We start from the raw sequence: 17,901 nt of genomic DNA on the forward strand, positions 1-17,901 counted from the left end.
ATACAGAATAAACTGTATAAACCGTTTATATCGTATAAATCATTTACTTGGTTTCTGCCTGGATGAATACCAGGTGGCGCTCCGCGTCCAGCCCCGGCACTTCCAAAGGTTCCAGTTTCTGCACTTTCCATGGCTCTGGCAGCCGCTCGCGCTCCTCTGCCGGCGCCGTCCCTTTCAGGGCAATGAACCGCCCGCCCTCTTGCAGCAGGTGCCCGGACCAGTTGACGAAGTCGGACAGGTCGGCAAACGCCCGCGAGGTGATGACGTCGAACTTGGTCTTCACTTCCAGCTGCTCCACACGCTTGGTGTACACCGTCACGTTGGCCAGGCCCAGCTCCGCCTTCACCTGGTTCAGGAAGGCGGTCTTCTTGTGCACCGTGTCGATCATCGACACCTTCATGTCCGGACGGCTGATCGCCAGCACCATGCCCGGCAAACCGCCCCCTGCTCCCACGTCCAGCACGTTGCTCGCGCCGGCGAAGGCGGGCACCGCAGCCAGCGAGTCCAGCACGTGCAGCGTGACCATCTGCATCGGATCGCGCACCGAGGTCAGGTTGTACACCGCATTCCACTTGTTCAGCAGCGCCAGGTAGTCCAGCAATTTCTCCACCTGGTCGTCGCCGAGGTCCAGCTTCAGACTGTTGATGCCTTGTTTTAAAACATCCGCGAGTACCGCACGGTCAAACACCTTCATTGAACAGCCTCATCTTTTTGATTCACAAAACCGCCGAAACCGGCCTTCTTCAGGTGCACCAGCAGCAGCGAAATCGCGGCCGGTGTCACGCCGGAGATCCGCGATGCCTGGCCCAGCGTTTCCGGACGCTGCGCGTGCAGCTTCTGGCGCACTTCCACCGACAGCGCGGTGATGTCCAGGTAGCTGAAACCTTCCGGCAATTTCAGGTTTTCGTAGTGCTCGTGGCGCTCGACTTCCTTGGTCTGGCGGTCGATATAGCCCGAATATTTGAGCTGGATTTCCACCTGTTCGCGCACCGCGTCGTCGCTGACGCCGGGGCCGGCGAGGTCGCGGCCGTCGATGCCGGACAGGCTCATCAGCTTGTCGTAGTCGACGCCGGGACGGGCCAACAGGTTGGCCAGCGAGTACTCGCGCTCGATCGCCTGGCCAATGACGCGCTCGGATTCGGCCGCTTCCAGGATGCGTGGATTCACCCACGTGGAACGCAGACGCTCCAGCTCGCGCGCGACGGCTTCACGTTTGGTCTCGAAGGCTTCCCACTGCGCATCGCCGACGCAGCCCAGCTTGCGGCCGATCTCGGTCAGGCGCATGTCGGCGTTGTCTTCGCGCAGGCTCAGGCGGTACTCGGCGCGGCTGGTGAACATGCGGTACGGTTCCATCACGCCCTGCGTGACCAGGTCGTCAACCATCACGCCCAGGTAGGCTTCGGAACGGGCCGGCGTCCAGGCTTCGCGGCCCTGGGTTTGCAGCGCGGCGTTGATGCCGGCCAGCATGCCCTGCGCTGCCGCTTCCTCGTAGCCGGTGGTGCCGTTGATCTGGCCGGCGAAGTAGAGGCCGTTGATGGCCTTGGTTTCCAGCGACGCCTTGAGGCCGCGCGGGTCGAAATAATCGTATTCGATGGCGTAGCCGGGACGCAAAATGTGGGCGTTTTCCATGCCCTTCATCGAGCGCACCAGGTTGATTTGCACGTCGAATGGCAGGCTGGTGGAGATGCCGTTTGGATAGAATTCGTTGGTGGTCAGGCCTTCCGGTTCCAGGAAAATCTGGTGCGATTCCTTGGCCGAGAAGCGGTGGATCTTGTCTTCGATCGACGGGCAGTAGCGCGGGCCGACGCCTTCGATGACGCCGGTGTACATTGGGCTGCGGTCCAGGCCGGCGCGGATGATGTCGTGGGTCTGGGTGTTGGTGTGCGTGACCCAGCACGGCATTTGCTCGGGGTGCATGGCGGCATTCCCCATCACCGAGAACACCGGCACCGGATCCAGGTCGCCGGGCTGTTCGGTCATCAGCGAGAAGTCGATGCTGCGGCCGTCGATGCGCGGCGGCGTGCCGGTCTTCAGGCGGCCTTGCGGCAGCTTCAGTTCCTTCAGGCGGGCCGACAGCGAGATCGCCGGAGGATCGCCGGCGCGGCCGGCCGAGTAGTTCTGCAGGCCGACGTGGATCTTACCGTCGAGGAAAGTGCCGGCGGTCAGCACCACGGCGGGCGCCAGGAACTGCAGGCCGATCTGGGTGACGGCGCCAATGACGCGCTCGCCCTCCACCATCAGGTCGTCCACGGCCTGCTGGAACAGCCACAGGTTGGGCTGGTTTTCCAGGCGCGAACGGATGGCTTGCTTGTACAGGATGCGGTCGGCCTGGGCGCGGGTGGCGCGCACGGCTGGGCCTTTGGACGAATTCAGGATACGGAACTGGATGCCCGACTCATCGGTGGCGATGGCCATGGCGCCGCCCATGGCGTCGACTTCCTTGACCAGATGGCCTTTGCCGATACCGCCGATGGAGGGATTGCACGACATCTGGCCCAGCGTCTCAATGTTATGCGTGAGCAGCAGAGTCTTCTGGCCCATGCGGGCCGAAGCGAGGGCGGCCTCGGTGCCGGCGTGACCACCACCGACGACGATGACGTCGAATTTTGTAGGAAATAGCATGTTGGAATTGGTTAAAGCGAAGGGATCAAGCTCAGATTATAGAGTCTTTTTGCTGCTGCGACTTTTTTAAGCAAAAAAATATCGCTCGATTGTTCCACGTGAAACATTGAAAAAGGGCGCTTATCGTTCCCAATAAGCGCCCTTCTTTTGTTCCACGTGAAACAGTGTCACCACCGCAACCATGCATCGTAGCCAGTTTTTATGATCAGAACGACGACCACGACCAGGAACAATTTGCGCACGAAGCCGCTGCCGTGCTTCATCGCCATGCGCGAGCCGATGATGGAACCGGCGATCTGCGCCACCGCCATGGTCGCGCCCAGTTGCCAGATCAGGTGGCCGCTGTAGCCGAACCAGACCAGCGCGGCGAAGTTGCAAGCAACGTTGACGATCTTGGCCACGGCCGACGCGCCGAGGAAGTCGAAGCCGAAGATGCGTACGAACAGGAACACCAGGAAGCTGCCGGTACCGGGACCGAAGAAGCCGTCGTAGAAGCCAATGCCGGCGCCGATCACCAGCGCCAGCGTCTGCTCCCTGGCGCCCGAGTGCACGGGCGCGTGGACGCTGCCGAAGTCCTTCTTGGCGAAGGTGTAAATGGCGACCGCGACCAGCACCACCGGCAGCAGCAGCCGCATGAAGTCCGCCGAGACCTTGGTCACGGTGTACGCGCCGAGGAAGGCGAAGATCAGCGCGGCCAAGGCGGCCGGCGTGGCCACCGACCAGGCGATGGCGACACGGCGCGCGTAGCTGACCGCCGCGACACTGGTGCCGAAGATGCTGGCCAGCTTGTTGGTGCCGATCAGCGTGGCGGGCGCCATGTTGGGAAACACCGAGAACATGGCCGGGAGTTGTATCAGTCCCCCGCCCCCGACCACCGCATCCACCAGACCCGCACCGAACGCTGCCACACCCAACACCAGATAATCGACCATCGCCTTGCCATCCTCAACCATGTAAAGGCTATATTGTACGGAAGAAATTCAATGCGGCTTATGCGCATCCTGCATGGCCCGGGCGGGCGCAAATCAGGTAAGCTTCACGTGAAATCCACCACCTTGGAACCGCCATGACCGACTTCCCAGCGTTCTCGTTCAGCACCGTCGCCCACATCGTTTCCGAGCTTGGCGCCGCCGGCCGGTTGGGCGAGCACATCATCCAACGCTTCCCGGCGGCCACGCGCGCCCTCCTCGTCACCGATCCCGGTTTCCTGAAAACCGGCCTGGTCGATGCACCGGCCGCCAGCCTGCGTGCGGCGGGATTGGCGGTGGCGATCTATTCCAACGTGGTGGCGGACCCGCCCGAGGCGGTGGTGCTGGAAGCGGTGGCAGCCGCCCGCGAGCACCGGGCCGACATCGTCATCGGGCTGGGCGGCGGGAGCTCGATGGACGTCGCCAAGCTGATCGCCGTGCTGGCCGGTAGCGACCAGCCGATCAGCGCGATCTACGGTATCGGCAATGTGAAGGGTGCGCGGCTGCCGCTGGTACAGATTCCGACCACCGCAGGCACCGGTTCGGAGGTGACCAACATCGCCATCGTCACCACCGGGGCTACCACAAAAATGGGCGTCGTCGCGCCGCAACTCTATGCCGATCTTGCATTGCTGGACGCCGAGCTGACGCTTGGCCTGCCGCCCATGGTCACCGCCGCGACCGGCATCGATGCGATGGTGCATGCGATCGAGGCCTACACCAGCCGCCACAAAAAGAATCCGCTGTCCGATATCTTTGCGCGCAAGGCGCTCAGTCTGCTGTCGGCCAACCTGATCCGCGCTTGTGAAAACGGCGGGGACCTGGCGGCGCGCCAGGCCATGCTGCTGGGTGCGATGCTGGCCGGGCAGGCGTTCTCGAACGCGCCGGTGGCGGCGGTGCACGCGCTGGCGTATCCGATAGGCGGCATCTTCCACGTGCCGCATGGGCTGTCGAACTCGCTGGTGCTGCCGCACGTGCTGCGCTTCAATGCGCCCGAGGCGGCCGCGCTGTATGCGGAACTGGCGGAGATCGTCGTGCCTCAGGCCAGCGGCAGCGTCGAGGCGAGGGCGGAGGCGTTGGTTGTTGCGATGCAGCAAATAGCCATCATCACCGGGATAGAGCGGACGTTGCAGCAGGTGGGGATCAGAGAAACGGATCTGGACCGGCTGGCGGATGACGCCATGCTCCAGACCCGCTTGTTGGGGAATAACCCCCGCACCGTCACGCGCGACGATGCGAGGGCGATCTACGCGGCGGCGTTGTAGACCTTAGTTGGGCACATCGACCGTGGTGCCGCTGACCGTGATCGCGTTGGTGCCGGGCGTGGCGGCGATGGGCGGCACGTTGGCGACGGTGATCGGCGTGGTGTTGTCGGCCCGCGGCACCGTGCGCACCACCTGCGACGCTGGCAGCGGCGTTGCCGAGCTGCGCAAGTTGGCCAGCATCGCATCCAGCGCGCGGAACAGGTAGACGTGCAACGGCACGATGTTGGCCGGCAGCGCGTTGGTGAAGGAATCGAAGTGGTTGGCGTTGGTCACCTCGATGTAGCGCAGCTTGCTAGCAGCACCTTCCACCGACGCGTTCAAGCCCACGTACGAGCGTGACGCGAAGTTCACCGGGATCAGCGTATCGCTGCGGCCCTGCACGATGATGGCAGGCTTGCCGTGCAGATTGCCGGTCGCCGCCACCTCGGCCATGCCCGCCTTCACGCGCGCGCTCTGCGCCGCCAGCGTGCCGCTCAGCGCGCCGCCGGTGACGGGATCGACGCCCGTCGCCAGCGAACGCAGGCACAGGAAACCGTCCAGCGACTGGTCCGCCAGGTTGCTGCTTGGCGACACGCCAAAGTTGTAGGCCTTGGCGCCGCCCACCGAATCCTCGTAGAGCACGCTGCCGATGATACCGTTCTGGGTCGCGAAGCTGGTGGCCTTTTGCGCGGCGGTGAACGCCACCGGCGAGCCGGTCGCGTCGGTCGGGGCGAACGAGAATCCGCACACCTTGTCCGTCACCGAGAACTTGCCGTAGGCATTCGCATACGTTACCGCCACCAGGATGTTGGTGCCGGCGTGCGCCGCCTGCAGGATGTCGGAATCGGCGAGCCAGCCGTAGGCCTTCAGGCGCGCCTTGGCGTCCGCCTGTTGCGATGGCAGGTCGGTGCCGGTCAACAAGCCTTTGGCTGCCAGCGCCGTGCAGCGGCCCGGCGCGGCGGCTGTCGAGGCGATGCAGGGCTGGTACAGCGCCGCAAACGTCGAATAGTCAAACAGCGCCTTGCCCTGCCCTGTCACGTTGACGCCGCCCTGGCGCACCGTGTAGCCGGTGGCGGCCTTGGGCTGGACCTGCGGCTCGGTGGCCGCCACGCCGCCGATCAGGCCCTTGGTGTCCTGTTCCGCAGCCAGCAGGGCCGAGCCGGCGCCGTTGGAAATGCTGGAGGCGATCGTTACCGTGTTCTTCGGCGTCAGGCGCACGATGTGGCTTTTGTTGTCCTTGGCCAGCACGCCGTACTTTTCGTTGAGCACGTAGAAGGCGAATTCCAGCGATTGCAGGGTGAACTTGCCCCAGTCCTTTTCCGGGTTTTGCTGCGAGTGCGCGTGCTTGAAGGCGATGCGTCCAGGCGATGACGAGGCGAAGGCGGCGCGGTCGGCGTCGCTCAGGGCCGGCGCGAACATGGCGTTCTTGCCGGCCGCGGCGCGGGTGGAGCGCACGCCGCTTTGCAGGTTCACGCTGTCGTCGTCGAAGGTGTAGAGACCGGTGCCGCTGCCCTTGTCGGCGTACGCCACCGCGCAGTTGTTCTTCAGGCCCCACTCGCCAGCGCTGCCGATGGCGCCGTACACGCCGCGCGATCCGCTCGACGTGCCGGTGACGATGCAGGGATTGTTGACGTCGAAGCCGTTCGGGATCTGTACCATCAAGGTCACGTTCTGGTTGCCGGTGCCGTCGTCGGAGTAGGCGATGTACTCGGTGCCGGCGATCATGCCCTGCCCCGTTCCGATCGCGCCCCTGGCATCCACGTTCGGGCCGTACAGCGTGCCGTAGCCGCTGTTGATGTTGATGTCGAGCACGGCTCGGTAGTTGGCGTAGATGGCGTTGCGCCGCAGCTCGGCAGCCGTGGGATTGGACGGATCGGCATACGCCGGCGCGGTGGGCGCTGCCAGGCCGGTGGCGCCCAGGCCGGCGGTCAGCAGGTCGTCGGTGGTGCCGTCGTAGGTCTTGCTGGTGATGGTGCCCAGATACGCCGGCAGCACGTTTAAATCCTCGGCCGCGTCGTGCTCGTTGGCGCCACAGGCGGTCAGCGCAATGCCGGCCAGCGCCAGCGTGATTTTCTTGATGTGCATGTCATCCTCTATGTCGATAAAAAGTTACGGACGGACTACTCCCACTCCGGCCTGCGGCCAGACGAAATGTACTACCGGTGAAATAAAAACGCCGGACAGAACGTCCGGCGTGTGTGCTGCATCAAGCTGCTTTTTTGGCGCCGCCGAGGCCGAACTTGGCGACGATCTCGCCGACTATGCCACGCCGGAACAACAGCACGCAAACGATGAAGATAAAACCGATCACCATGTTGACCGCTTCGCCGATGGTGTTGAACCATTCGATGCCGGTGTGCGAGACCATGAAGATGCCGAAATCGCCCAGCTTGTTCTCCAGCGCGATGATGAGGATGGCGCCCAGCATTGGGCCAGCCAGCGTGCCCATGCCACCCACCAGCGTCATCAGGATCACCAGGCCGGACATGCTCCAGTGGACGTCGGTCAGCGTTTCAAAGCCCTGCACCAGCATGTTGGACGCGCCCGCCAGGCCGGCCAGCGCGGCCGACAGCACGAAGGCCAGCAGCTTGTACTTGTCCACATCGTAGCCCAGCGAGATCGCGCGCGGCTCGCTTTCCTTGATCGCCTTCAACACCTGGCCGAACGGCGAATGCACGGTGCGAACGATCAGCATGAAGGCCAGCACGGCGATGCCCAGCACGAAGAAGTACAGCGCGGTGTCGTTGGTCAGGTCGACCATGCCCAGCAGTTTTCCACGTGGAACGCCCTGCAGGCCGTCCTCGCCACCAGTGAACTCGCCGGCGCGCAGCGCGCCGAAGTACACCATCTGCGCCAGCGCCAGCGTGATCATCGAGAAATAAATGCCCTGGCGGCGGATCGCCAGCGCGCCCATCACCAGGCCGATGAAGGCGCCGGCCGCGACGCCGGCCAGCAGGCCCAGCTCGACCGGCCAGCCCCACACCTTCATGGCGTTGCCGGCCACATAGCCGGCGGCGCCGAAGAAGGCCGCGTGGCCGAACGACAGCAAACCGGTGAAGCCGATCAGCAGGTTGAAGGCGCTGGCGAACAGCGCAAAGCACAGCAGCTTGGCCAGGAACACCGGATAACCGACAAACGGCGCCGCCAGCGCGATCGCGAAGGCGACGAGATAACCTAGGTTTTTATTCATCTGCGGCCTCTTATTTTTCTTTGCCGAACAAGCCGGCTGGACGGATCAACAACACAACGACCATCACCAGGAACACCACCGTCGACGAAAACTCGGGGTAGAACACCTTGGTCAGGCCCTCGATCACGCCCAGGCCGAGGCCGGTCACGATGGAGCCCATGATCGAACCCATGCCACCGATCACTACAACGGCGAATACGACGATAATCAGGTTCTGACCCATCAGGGGCTGCACCTGGATCACGGGAGCCGCCAGCACCCCTGCAAAGCCCGCCAAAGCGACGCCGAAGCCGTAGGTGAGCGTGACCATCAGCGGAACGTTGATACCGAACGCTTCAACCAGCTTGGGATTCTCGGTGCCGGCGCGCAAGTAGGCGCCCAGTTTGGTCTTTTCGATGACGAACCAGGTCGCCAGGCACACCGCCAGCGAGGCCACCACCACCCAGGCGCGGTAGTTCGGCAGCACCATGAAGCCGAGGTCGGTCGCCCCGGCCAGCGCCTCAGGCACCTGGAAAGGCTGGCCGGACACGCCGTAGAACGAGCGGAACACGCCTTCCACCAGCAGCGTGATGCCGAAGGTCAGCAGCAGGCCGTAGAGATGGTCCAGCTTGTAGAGCCAGCGCAGCATGGTTTTTTCGATGACGATGCCGAACACGCCGACGATCAGCGGCGCCAGTACCAGCATCACCCAGTAGTTCAGGCCGAGGTAGGCCATGCCCATCCAAGCGACGAACGCGCCCATCATGTAGAGCGCGCCGTGCGAGAAATTAATCACGTTCAGCAGGCCGAAAATCACCGCCAGGCCGAGCGACAGCATGGCATAGAAGGAGCCGTTGACCAGGCCCAGCATCAGCTGGCTCATAATCATGGGCAAAGGGTAGCCGAATATTTCCATGAGATCACAATATAAAGGTCACCGTCCCGGACGGGACGGCGCGACACCAGAAAAAGGCCGGGCAAGGGCGCCCGGCCTGTGTGCAACTCAGCTTATTTCCACAGGGAGCATTTGGTTTCCGCCTTGGTGGCGTAAGCCTGGTCGCCCGGAATGGTGGCGACGACCTTGTAGTAGTCCCATGGATATTTCGATTCCGATGGCTTCTTCACTTCCATCAGGTACATATCGTGGACCATGCGGCCGTCCGGACGGATCACGCCGTTCTTGGCGAACATGTCGTTGATCTTGTTCGCTTTCAGGTAGGCCATGACCTTGTCGGTGTCGTCGCTGCCGACGGCCTTGACCGCCTTCAGGTAGTTGGCGGCCGCCGAGTAGTCGGCCGCCTGCAGCATCGACGGCTCCTTCTTCATTTTGGCGAAGTAGCGCTTCGACCAGGCGCGGGTGTCGGCATTCGCGTCCCAGTACCAGCCGTCGGTCAGGTACATGCCCTGGGTCAGGTTCAGGCCCAGCGAGTGGACATCGTTGATGAAGATCAGCAAGCCCGCCAGTTTCATCTTCTTGGTGATGCCGAATTCGTTGGCGGCCTTGATCGAGTTGATCGCGTCGCCGCCGGCGTTGGCCAGGCCGAGGATCTGCGCGCCCGACGATTGCGCCTGCAGCAGGAAGGAGGAGAAGTCCGACGCCGACAGCGGATGCTTGACCGAACCCAGCACCTTGCCGCCGTTGGCTTTCACCACGTCCGCGGTATCTTTTTCCAGCGACTGGCCGAAGGCGTAGTCGGCGGTCAGGAAGTACCAGCTCTTGCCGCCCTGCTTGACGATGGCGCCACCGGTGCCGCGCGCCAGCGCGATGGTGTCGTAGGCGTAATGGACCGTGTATGGCGTGCATTCCTCGTTGGTCAAACGGGCCGAGCCCGCGCCGATCGAGATGAAGATTTTTTTCTTCTCGGCCGCGACCTTGGCCATGGCCAGGTTGGCGCCGGAGTTGGTGCCGCCGATCAGCATATCGACGCCCTGCTGGTCGAACCATTCGCGCGCCTTGGACGCAGCGATGTCAGCCTTGTTCTGGTGGTCGGCGGAGATGAACTCGACCTTTTTACCGGCGATGACCACGCCAGCGTCGGCAATCGCCATCTTGATTGCTTCGGCACCGCCGGCGCCGTCGATGTCCGTGTAAAGGCCGGACATGTCGGTGATCATGCCGATCTTGATGGTGTCGCCGGAAACCTGGGCTTGGGCAGCAAAGGACAGGCCGAGTGCGCACACGGCGGTGGCTGCGATGGTGATGGCTTTGAGTTTCATTTTGTCTCCGTTCGTTCAAGAAGTAGTGCTGGTCTATTTTTTGTACACTTACTCAGACGCCCAAAAGCTCGGTCAGGACCGGCATCTTGGCGCTCAATTCCGATGCAACAAAGGTCTCGACGATCTGACCATGTTCCATCACATAAAACCGGTCCGCCAGCGGGGCGGCAAACCGGAAATTCTGTTCCACCATGACGATGGTGTAACCCTTGGCCTTGAGCGTGGTGATCATCCGCGCCAGGCCCTGCACGATGACCGGCGCCAGGCCCTCGGAGATTTCATCGAGCAGCAGCAGGCGCGCGCCGGTGCGCAGGATGCGCGCCACCGCCAGCATCTGCTGCTCGCCGCCGGACAGCCGCGTGCCCTGGCTGTGCTTGCGCTCTTCCAGGTTGGGGAACATCGCGTAGATTTCCTCGACCGACATACCCTTCTCGCCGGTGGCCAGTTGCGGCGGCAGCATCAGGTTTTCCTCGGTCGACAGCGACGAGAAAATGCCGCGCTCTTCCGGGCAATAGCCGATGCCGAGGTGGGCGATTTTGTGCGTCGGGAAACCGATCGCTTCCACGCCGTTGACCTTGATCGAACCCTTGCGTGCGCCGGTCAGGCCCATGATCGCGCGCAGCGTGGTGGTGCGGCCGGCGCCGTTGCGGCCCAGCAGCGTCACCACTTCGCCCGGCTGCACCGTCAGGTTCACGTCGTGCAAAATATGCGATTCGCCGTACCAGGTTTGCAGGTTGGAGATTTCCAGAGCGGCAGCCATCAGTGGGCTCCTTCCAGCACTGCGGCTTCGGTACCCATATAGGCTTCCATCACTTGTGGATTACTTGAAACTTCGGCGTAGGTGCCTTCCGCCAGCATCGCGCCGCGCTGCAAAACGGAGATCTTGTCGCAGATGCCGGACACCACTTTCATATTGTGTTCAACCATCAGGATGGTGCGGCCTGCCGACACTTTCTTGATCAGCTCCGTCACGCGGTGCACGTCTTCGTGGCCCATGCCCTGGGTCGGTTCGTCCAGCAGCATCAGCTCCGGCTCCATCGCCAGCGTGGTGGCGATTTCCAAAGCGCGCTTGCGGCCATAAGGCATATCGACGGTGACGGTGTCGGCGAACTCGGTCAGGTCGACCTCCGCCAGCAGCTGCATCGCGCGGTCGTTGAGCTTGTTCAGCGACCGTTCGCTCTGCCAGAAATTGAAGCTGGTGCCGAGCTGGCGCTGCAATCCGATGCGGACATTTTGCAGCACCGTCAGGTGCGGAAAGACTGCGGAAATCTGGAAGGAACGGATCACGCCCATGCGGGCGATCTGCGCCGGCTTGGCGAAGGTGATGTCCTTGTCGTTGAAAAGAATCTGGCCCGAGGTGGGCACCAGAAACTTGGTGAGCAAATTGAAGCATGTGGTTTTACCGGCGCCATTGGGGCCGATCAGCGCATGGATGTGGCCGCGCTGCACTTTCAAATTCACATCATTGACCGCGGTAAAACCTTTGAATTCCTTGGTCAAGTGCTTTGTTTCCAAGATAACGCCGGACATCCTGTCTCCTAGTTATTCTTTTCAAACTACTAAATTTTTTTAAATCATACACAGTAACAAATTGGCTAACAATACAGTATAACTACGGTCTACTTTTGATCTAGACCTAGCGAATACAGGGTTTCATTTCCACTCTGAACGAATCAGTTCTGAAGCTTTCTCCGCGATCATAATCGTCGGTGAATTGGTATTTCCCGAGGTGATAAACGGCATGACGGAAGCGTCAACGACGCGCAATCCTTGTATGCCAATTACACGCAAGGCGCTGTCGACGACGGCGCTCCGGTCATCGACGCGGCCCATTTTGCAGGTGCCCACCGGATGGAAAATCGTGGTGCCGATCGCGCCCGCCGCCGCCGCCAATTCTTCCTCGGTGCGGTAGTGAACGCCTGGCTTGTATTCTTCCGGCGCATAGGGTTTCAACGCCGGCGCGGCGACGATCTGGCGCGTCAAAGTCAACGCGTCGGCGGCCACTTTGCGGTCCTCCGGCGTGCTCAAATACATCGGCGAAATCTTCGGCTGCGCATACGAATCCGCGCTGGCGATGCGCACGTGGCCGCGCGAGGTCGGCCGCAGATTACAAACGCTGGCCGTGAACGCGGGGAACGCGTGCAAGGGTTCGCCGAACTTTTCCAGCGACAGCGGCTGCACGTGGTACTGCAGATTCGGCGTGGCCTGCGTGGAATCGGAGCGCGCGAAAGCGCCCAGCTGCGAAGGCGCCATCGACATCGGCCCGCTCTGGAACATCGCGTACTCAAGGCCGATTTTCATCTTGCCGTACCAGCTGGATGCCATCGTGTTCAGCGTGCGCGCGCCGCCGCCGAGCTTGTAGATCATGCGCAGTTGCAGATGGTCCTGCAGGTTTTCGCCGACGCCGGGCAGGTCGACCAGCGGCTCGATGCCGTGCTCGCGCAAACGGTCTACCGCGCCGATACCCGAGCATTGCAAAATCTGTGGAGAACCAACGGCACCAGCCGCCAGCAGGGTTTCTTTGTCGGCGGTGGCGGTGAAGTGCGTACCGCCACCGGTGAAAATCACGCCTTTGCACACCGGTCCGCGATCGCTCATTTCGATCTGCAGACGTTCCACATGGCAGCCGGTCATGATGGTCAGGTTCGGCCGCATCGACACCGGTTTCAAAAACGCCTTCGCCGTATTCCAGCGGATGCCGCGCTTTTGATTGACGTCGAAATAGCCGCAGCCGGCGTTGTCGCCGCGATTGAAATCGTCCACTTTCTGGATGCCGGTTTGCTCCGCCGCGTCGCGAAACGCGTCGAGGATTTTCCATGACAGGCGCTGCTTTTCCACGCGCCATGGACCGCCGGCGCCGTGCAGTTCGGAAGCGCCGCCGTGATAGTCCTCGCTCTTTTTGAACAGCGGCAGCACCGACGACCAGCGCCAGCTATCGTCGCCGGTCAGCTCGGCCCAGCGGTCGTAGTCTCCGGCCTGGCCGCGCATGTAGATCATGCCGTTGATGGACGAACTGCCGCCCAGTACTTTGCCGCGCGGGTACAGCAGGCTGCGCCCGCCCAGGCCTGGATCGGCCTCGGTGCGGAACATCCAATCGGTCCGCGGATTATCTATGCAATGCAGATAACCAACGGGGATATGGATCCACACATAATCGTCTTTGCCACCTGCCTCGATCAGCAGGACATTCGCGTTTCTGTTCGCGCTCAAGCGGTTTGCCAATACGCAGCCAGCCGAGCCTGCACCAATGATGATGTAATCGTAAATGCCTGCTGATTCCAAAAACTTCTCCTCCAAGAGCGGTGCTTCGGTCAGGCGGCGGCTATCTCCGCCAACAAGGTTTTTACCAGCTGCGCCGCCGACATCGGCCGCGCGCGCGCGACGCCGGTTCCGCACCACAGCGACATCAGTTCGGTCTCACCGCGCTTGCCCGCTTCGGCGCGGATGGCGCCGGTCAAGGCATTCTGTATAGGGTAAGGCGGAATCTGTTTTTCCACAGCGACCATTTCAAGCATGAAACGGTTCTCCAAACCGCGCGCATAGCGGCCAGAAAACGTGCGCGTCAGCCGGGTCGGATGATCGCCGGCGGTCAGCAGCCGCTGCTTGTAATGCGGATTGATGGACGATTCGTCGCACACCAGGAACGCCGTGCCCATCTGCACCGCCTGGGCGCCGCCGTCCAGCGCGCGCTTGATATCAGCGCCGTCCATGATGCCGCCGGCCGCGATCACCGGAATATGCACCGCCTCGACGATGGTCGGCAGTAGCTCGAAAGTGGTGAGTTTGGCGTCTTCCTGCGCTCCGATGAACGTGCCGCGATGGCCGCCGGACTCGGTGCCGGAAGCGATCACCGCATCGGCGCCCCTGCTCTGCCAGGCCAGCGCTTCGTCGGCATGGGTGATGGTGCCGATGACGAAAATGCCGGCGTCATGCAAGCGCCGGATCTGCTCCGCGCTGAGGATGCCGAAGGTAAAACTGGCGACGGCGGGGCGCAATTCGATCAGTGTTTCAAACTGGACGGCGAACTCTTCGCACCATTTCGCGGGCGTCGGCACCTCGGTCCAGCCCAGCGACGTGGCGAACGGCTTCAGCCATTCCTTGGCGCGCGCCACTTCTTCCGGAGCCGGCTGGGGCGTTTCCAAGACAAAGAAATTCAGGCAAAACGGCTTGTCGGTCAGGGCGCGGATTTGCTCGGTCTGGCTGCGGATGACGTCCGGCGAAAGTAAGGAGCAGGCCAACGAACCCAGAGCTCCTGCATTGGAGACCGCAGCCACCTGAGCGGGATTGTTATTGCCGCCAGCAGTCGGTCCCTGAATGATGGGATGAGGAAAAATTGATGCCAAATTCATCGGATTTCTCACTAAAAATGGCGTTTACGACATGTGGATAAGTCTATGGATATCCACAGGCACGAAATGTGTGTAAACAAAAAATTTCTGAGGACGCTTTTTCTTATCCCAAAACAGTTCTTTGCTCATACACGGCTTTCCCGCCCGCTTATGCAGTCCGTAAACGCCTGATTTTAATCCAAAATGAACACTTATCCACAGAAAAGTGTCTGCGTTAACAACTACTACTATTTTTATATATACATCTTTAGAGTAAACCATAAACCCAAAAACCACAGGCGCAAGCGCCTGGACGGCCTGATACCCCACTGGAACAGAAATAAAATTTCGCCAACATCTGCTTTCCCCTATACTGAATTCGCAAACAACCAGCCTCATGCGGAGACATTTTGTCCTCACAGCGCAAACATCTGCGGTCGCCGGCTTACCTGCGCTTTCGGCGACGTCTGATCACGGGCCTTTTCCTGATGGCTACCCTGGCCATTGCCGTCGTTGTTTCCCAATTTCGCACCACCTACGTTGAACGCGAACTCGCGGTCAAGACCCAGACCGAACATCACGTCAAGGCGATGGAAGCGCATGTGCTGTATTCGCTTCAATCCGTCGACTTGTCGCTGATTGGCTTCGCGAACGCCATCAAAGTCTTGAATGCGCAACAACGGAACTCGCCGGAAATGATGTCGGAACTGTTGTCCTCGCGCGGTTCCACATTCAACGGCGAGTACTGGATCACTTTTCTCGACACCAAGGGCGTCGCCATCGCCACTTCGACCGGCAACAACATCAACGGTTCCCGATACGCCGATCGCGATTACTTCAAAGCCCACCTGGATGTCGCAATGCGCGGCAAGTTGTTCGTTGGAGAACCCGCACTTGGCTTGCGCAATAGCCAAAGATTGTTTTTTCTTAGCCGCCGGGTTGAAAGCGCCAAGGGAGAATTTCTCGGAGTAATCGTCGCCCCGCTCAACGTCAGCCGCTACCTCACCGTATTTGAAAATTCGCGCTTCAATTCGGACATCTCGATCGCGCTGGTCCATGCCCGCGGCAAGGTCGTTGCCGCCGTACCGAATTTTGAAGAGTCCTTCGGCCGCGACCTGGGATCGACCGACCTGTTCGACAATGTTCGCCGCGCCAGTTCCGGCACCTACAAAACCATCGGCAACGCCGACAAGCTCACGCGCATATTCAGCTATCGCGTTTTTGAAAAACTTCCGTTGATCGTTGTCGTTGGCAGCAGCGATTCCGAGTCGGCCAGATTGCTTCAGCAAAACTCCTTGATTGCTGGCGCTGGGCTGATCTTGTTGCTGATACTGATGGCAGGCGCCGGTCATTTTTCGCTGCGCACCTACACCAAACAGGAAGAACGCGAACTGCGCTTCCGCGCGCTCTACTCCGCCAGCCGGGAGATGGAACAAAAACTGCTGGCCAACGAGGAGGAGCGCAAGAAAAACGAAGAATCCATGAAATTGGCGGCCCTGCTTTTCCAAAACAGCGGCGAAGGCATGATGGTCACCGACGCGGATGGCCGGATCCTGACCGTGAATCCGGCCTTTTCCCTGCTGAGCGGCTATACGGAAAAGGAAGTCATCGGCCACCGTGGCTATGAATTGACGACCAGCCGCCAGGACATCAACTTCTACACGCGCATGTTCGAGTCGATCGCCCATACCGGTCAGTGGGAAGGCGAACTCTGGCATCAACACAAGGACGGCGAAGAGTATCTGGTGGCGATGCGCTTCAACACCGTTTATGACGAATTGGGCAATCCATTCCGCTACGTCGCGCTGTTGAGCGATATCACCAAAAGGAAAGCGTCGGAAGAACTGGTCTGGCGCCAGGCCAATTTCGATGCGCTGACCGGACTGCCAAACCGGCGCATGTTCCATGAGCATCTACGCCAGGAAATGAAAAAAACCGATCGCTCCCACCTGCCGATGGCGCTGGTGTTTATCGATCTCGATCACTTCAAGGAAATCAACGACACCCTGGGCCACGACAAGGGCGATCTGCTGCTCAAAGAAGTGGCAATCCGCTTGTCCGGCGCCGTCCGGGGGACCGATACGGTGGCGCGCCTGGGCGGTGACGAGTTCACCGTCATCCTGAGCGAGCTGCACAACGCCGGCGACGTGGTGCGCACGGCGCAGGAAATCCTCAAGCAAATGAGCACGCCGTTCAACTTGGGCAATGCCGGGGACAAGCATATTGCCCATATTTCCAGCAGCATTGGCATCACGCTTTATCCCGAGGACGGCGCCGATGCTGAAACTTTAATCAAAAACGCCGACCAGGCCATGTACGCGGCCAAACAGCAGGGCCGGAACCGCTTCAATTATTTCGCCCCGTTCATGCAGGAAGCGACGCGCGTGCGCATGACTTTGGTCAACGAACTGCGCGAAGCGGTTAATCACGATGAGTTGCGGATCTTGTTCCAGCCGATTATCGACCTGGCCAGCGGCAAGATCTGCAAGGCGGAAGCGCTGGTGCGTTGGCAACATCCAGTGCGCGGACTGCTAAATCCTGCTGAATTTATCAGCATCGCGGAAAGCAGCGGCATGATCGTGGGCATCGGTGACTGGGTTTTCAAGCAGGCGGCGCGGGAAGTGCAGAAGCTGCAGGCCCTGGGATTGCCCGATTTTCAGATCAGCGTGAACAAATCCGCGTGGCAGTTCCGGGATAACGGCAGCAATTACGAACAATGGCTGGATTTTCTCCAGGAACTGCATCTGGATGCCAACAGCATCATCATCGAAGTGACGGAAAACTTGCTGCTGGATACGGCGAACTCGGTTTCGGAGCGAATGTTGGCGCTTCAACATGCCCACATGCAGATTTCGCTGGATGATTTCGGCACCGGCTATTGCTCGGTAGCGTTTTTAAGGCGCTTCGATATCGATTACATCAAAATCGACCCGACTTTTGTGTCCAATCTCTCGAACGGGACCGACGGCGTAGTACTTTGCGAGGCAATTATCGCCATGGCGCACAAGCTGGACATCAAAGTGATCGCCGAAGGCATCGAAACACCTCAACAACTTGACGCTTTGACAGCTGCCGGATGCGATTTAGGGCAGGGATACCTGTTTTCCAAGCCGATTTCGGCCGAAGAATTGGAAAAACAGATCAAAAACCAGCTTTCGCCTGTGAATAACTCGCTGGATATCCACAGGACGACTTGTGAGTAAGGACGAAGTTGTCCAAAGGCCGACATTTTATACAGAATTGCTCCTGAACTGGTACAGCGCTTATGCATGTGCTTATCTTTCGCGTAAACAAATGATTTGTAAACGTATACATGACTTATCCACAGGCTTTTGCTCGTTTACTATTACTAC

At 60.6% G+C, this 17,901-nt stretch carries 13 protein-coding genes; 2 read left to right on the top strand and 11 right to left on the bottom strand.

The annotated features are described in order from the left end of the window. Positions 1 to 43: 43 nt before the first annotated feature. The 3 genes from rsmG to ACUJB0_RS20885 form a co-directional block, all read right to left on the bottom strand. On the bottom strand, positions 44 to 694 hold the full coding sequence (gene rsmG / locus ACUJB0_RS20875; RefSeq protein ID WP_117012352.1) for a 16S rRNA (guanine(527)-N(7))-methyltransferase RsmG: 651 nt from the start codon (positions 692 to 694) through the stop codon (positions 44 to 46). Continuing rightward, positions 691 to 2,622, bottom strand: a complete 1,932-nt coding sequence (gene mnmG, locus ACUJB0_RS20880) for a tRNA uridine-5-carboxymethylaminomethyl(34) synthesis enzyme MnmG (protein WP_444846896.1) — start codon at positions 2,620 to 2,622, stop codon at positions 691 to 693. The genes rsmG and mnmG overlap by 4 nt, the downstream gene beginning before the upstream one ends. Before the next feature lie 167 nt (positions 2,623 to 2,789). Next, on the bottom strand, positions 2,790 to 3,554 hold the full coding sequence (locus ACUJB0_RS20885) for a sulfite exporter TauE/SafE family protein (protein WP_444847141.1): 765 nt from the start codon (positions 3,552 to 3,554) through the stop codon (positions 2,790 to 2,792). Positions 3,555 to 3,688: 134 nt separating this feature from the next. Here ACUJB0_RS20885 and ACUJB0_RS20890 point away from each other — a divergent pair, with 134 nt between their 5' ends. Further along, complete coding sequence (locus tag ACUJB0_RS20890; RefSeq protein ID WP_444846897.1) at positions 3,689 to 4,855, top strand: iron-containing alcohol dehydrogenase; 1,167 nt, start codon at positions 3,689 to 3,691, stop codon at positions 4,853 to 4,855. A 3-nt stretch (positions 4,856 to 4,858) separates the two neighbouring features. On the opposite strand, the gene ACUJB0_RS20895 is transcribed toward ACUJB0_RS20890, so the two are convergent. From ACUJB0_RS20895 to ACUJB0_RS20930, 8 genes are all read right to left on the bottom strand, one after another. Next, positions 4,859 to 6,919, bottom strand: a complete 2,061-nt coding sequence (locus ACUJB0_RS20895) for a 3-hydroxybutyrate oligomer hydrolase family protein (protein WP_444846898.1) — start codon at positions 6,917 to 6,919, stop codon at positions 4,859 to 4,861. A gap of 121 nt (positions 6,920 to 7,040) precedes the next feature. Then, positions 7,041 to 8,024 carry a branched-chain amino acid ABC transporter permease gene (locus ACUJB0_RS20900; RefSeq protein WP_444846899.1) on the bottom strand — a complete coding sequence of 328 codons (984 nt, stop codon included), beginning with the start codon at positions 8,022 to 8,024 and terminating at the stop codon, positions 7,041 to 7,043. Between the two features lie 10 nt (positions 8,025 to 8,034). Then, positions 8,035 to 8,919: a branched-chain amino acid ABC transporter permease gene (locus tag ACUJB0_RS20905; RefSeq protein WP_444846900.1), complete on the bottom strand. Its 885-nt coding sequence runs from the start codon at positions 8,917 to 8,919 to the stop codon at positions 8,035 to 8,037. A gap of 92 nt (positions 8,920 to 9,011) precedes the next feature. Beyond that, positions 9,012 to 10,220 (bottom strand): ABC transporter substrate-binding protein, encoded by a 1,209-nt coding sequence (locus ACUJB0_RS20910; protein ID WP_444846901.1) that lies wholly within the window; start codon positions 10,218 to 10,220, stop codon positions 9,012 to 9,014. 52 nt (positions 10,221 to 10,272) lie between these two features. Further along, entirely contained in the window at positions 10,273 to 10,980 is a 708-nt protein-coding gene (locus ACUJB0_RS20915) for an ABC transporter ATP-binding protein (RefSeq protein WP_117012345.1), read from the bottom strand. Continuing rightward, positions 10,980 to 11,750 (bottom strand): ABC transporter ATP-binding protein, encoded by a 771-nt coding sequence (locus tag ACUJB0_RS20920; protein ID WP_161095175.1) that lies wholly within the window; start codon positions 11,748 to 11,750, stop codon positions 10,980 to 10,982. Before ACUJB0_RS20920 ends, ACUJB0_RS20915 begins: the two co-directional genes overlap by 1 nt. A 123-nt stretch (positions 11,751 to 11,873) precedes the next feature. Next, positions 11,874 to 13,502: a GMC family oxidoreductase gene (locus ACUJB0_RS20925; RefSeq protein WP_444846902.1), complete on the bottom strand. Its 1,629-nt coding sequence runs from the start codon at positions 13,500 to 13,502 to the stop codon at positions 11,874 to 11,876. Positions 13,503 to 13,531: 29 nt separating this feature from the next. Continuing rightward, positions 13,532 to 14,569, bottom strand: a complete 1,038-nt coding sequence (locus ACUJB0_RS20930) for an NAD(P)H-dependent flavin oxidoreductase (protein WP_444846903.1) — start codon at positions 14,567 to 14,569, stop codon at positions 13,532 to 13,534. A 467-nt stretch (positions 14,570 to 15,036) separates the two neighbouring features. Here ACUJB0_RS20930 and ACUJB0_RS20935 point away from each other — a divergent pair, with 467 nt between their 5' ends. Continuing rightward, on the top strand, positions 15,037 to 17,751 hold the full coding sequence (locus ACUJB0_RS20935; RefSeq protein WP_444846904.1) for a bifunctional diguanylate cyclase/phosphodiesterase: 2,715 nt from the start codon (positions 15,037 to 15,039) through the stop codon (positions 17,749 to 17,751). Positions 17,752 to 17,901: the final 150 nt, after the last annotated feature.

Source organism: Duganella caerulea (genome assembly GCF_040362985.1).
In the GTDB taxonomy this organism is placed as follows: domain Bacteria; phylum Pseudomonadota; class Gammaproteobacteria; order Burkholderiales; family Burkholderiaceae_D; genus Rugamonas; species Rugamonas vulcania.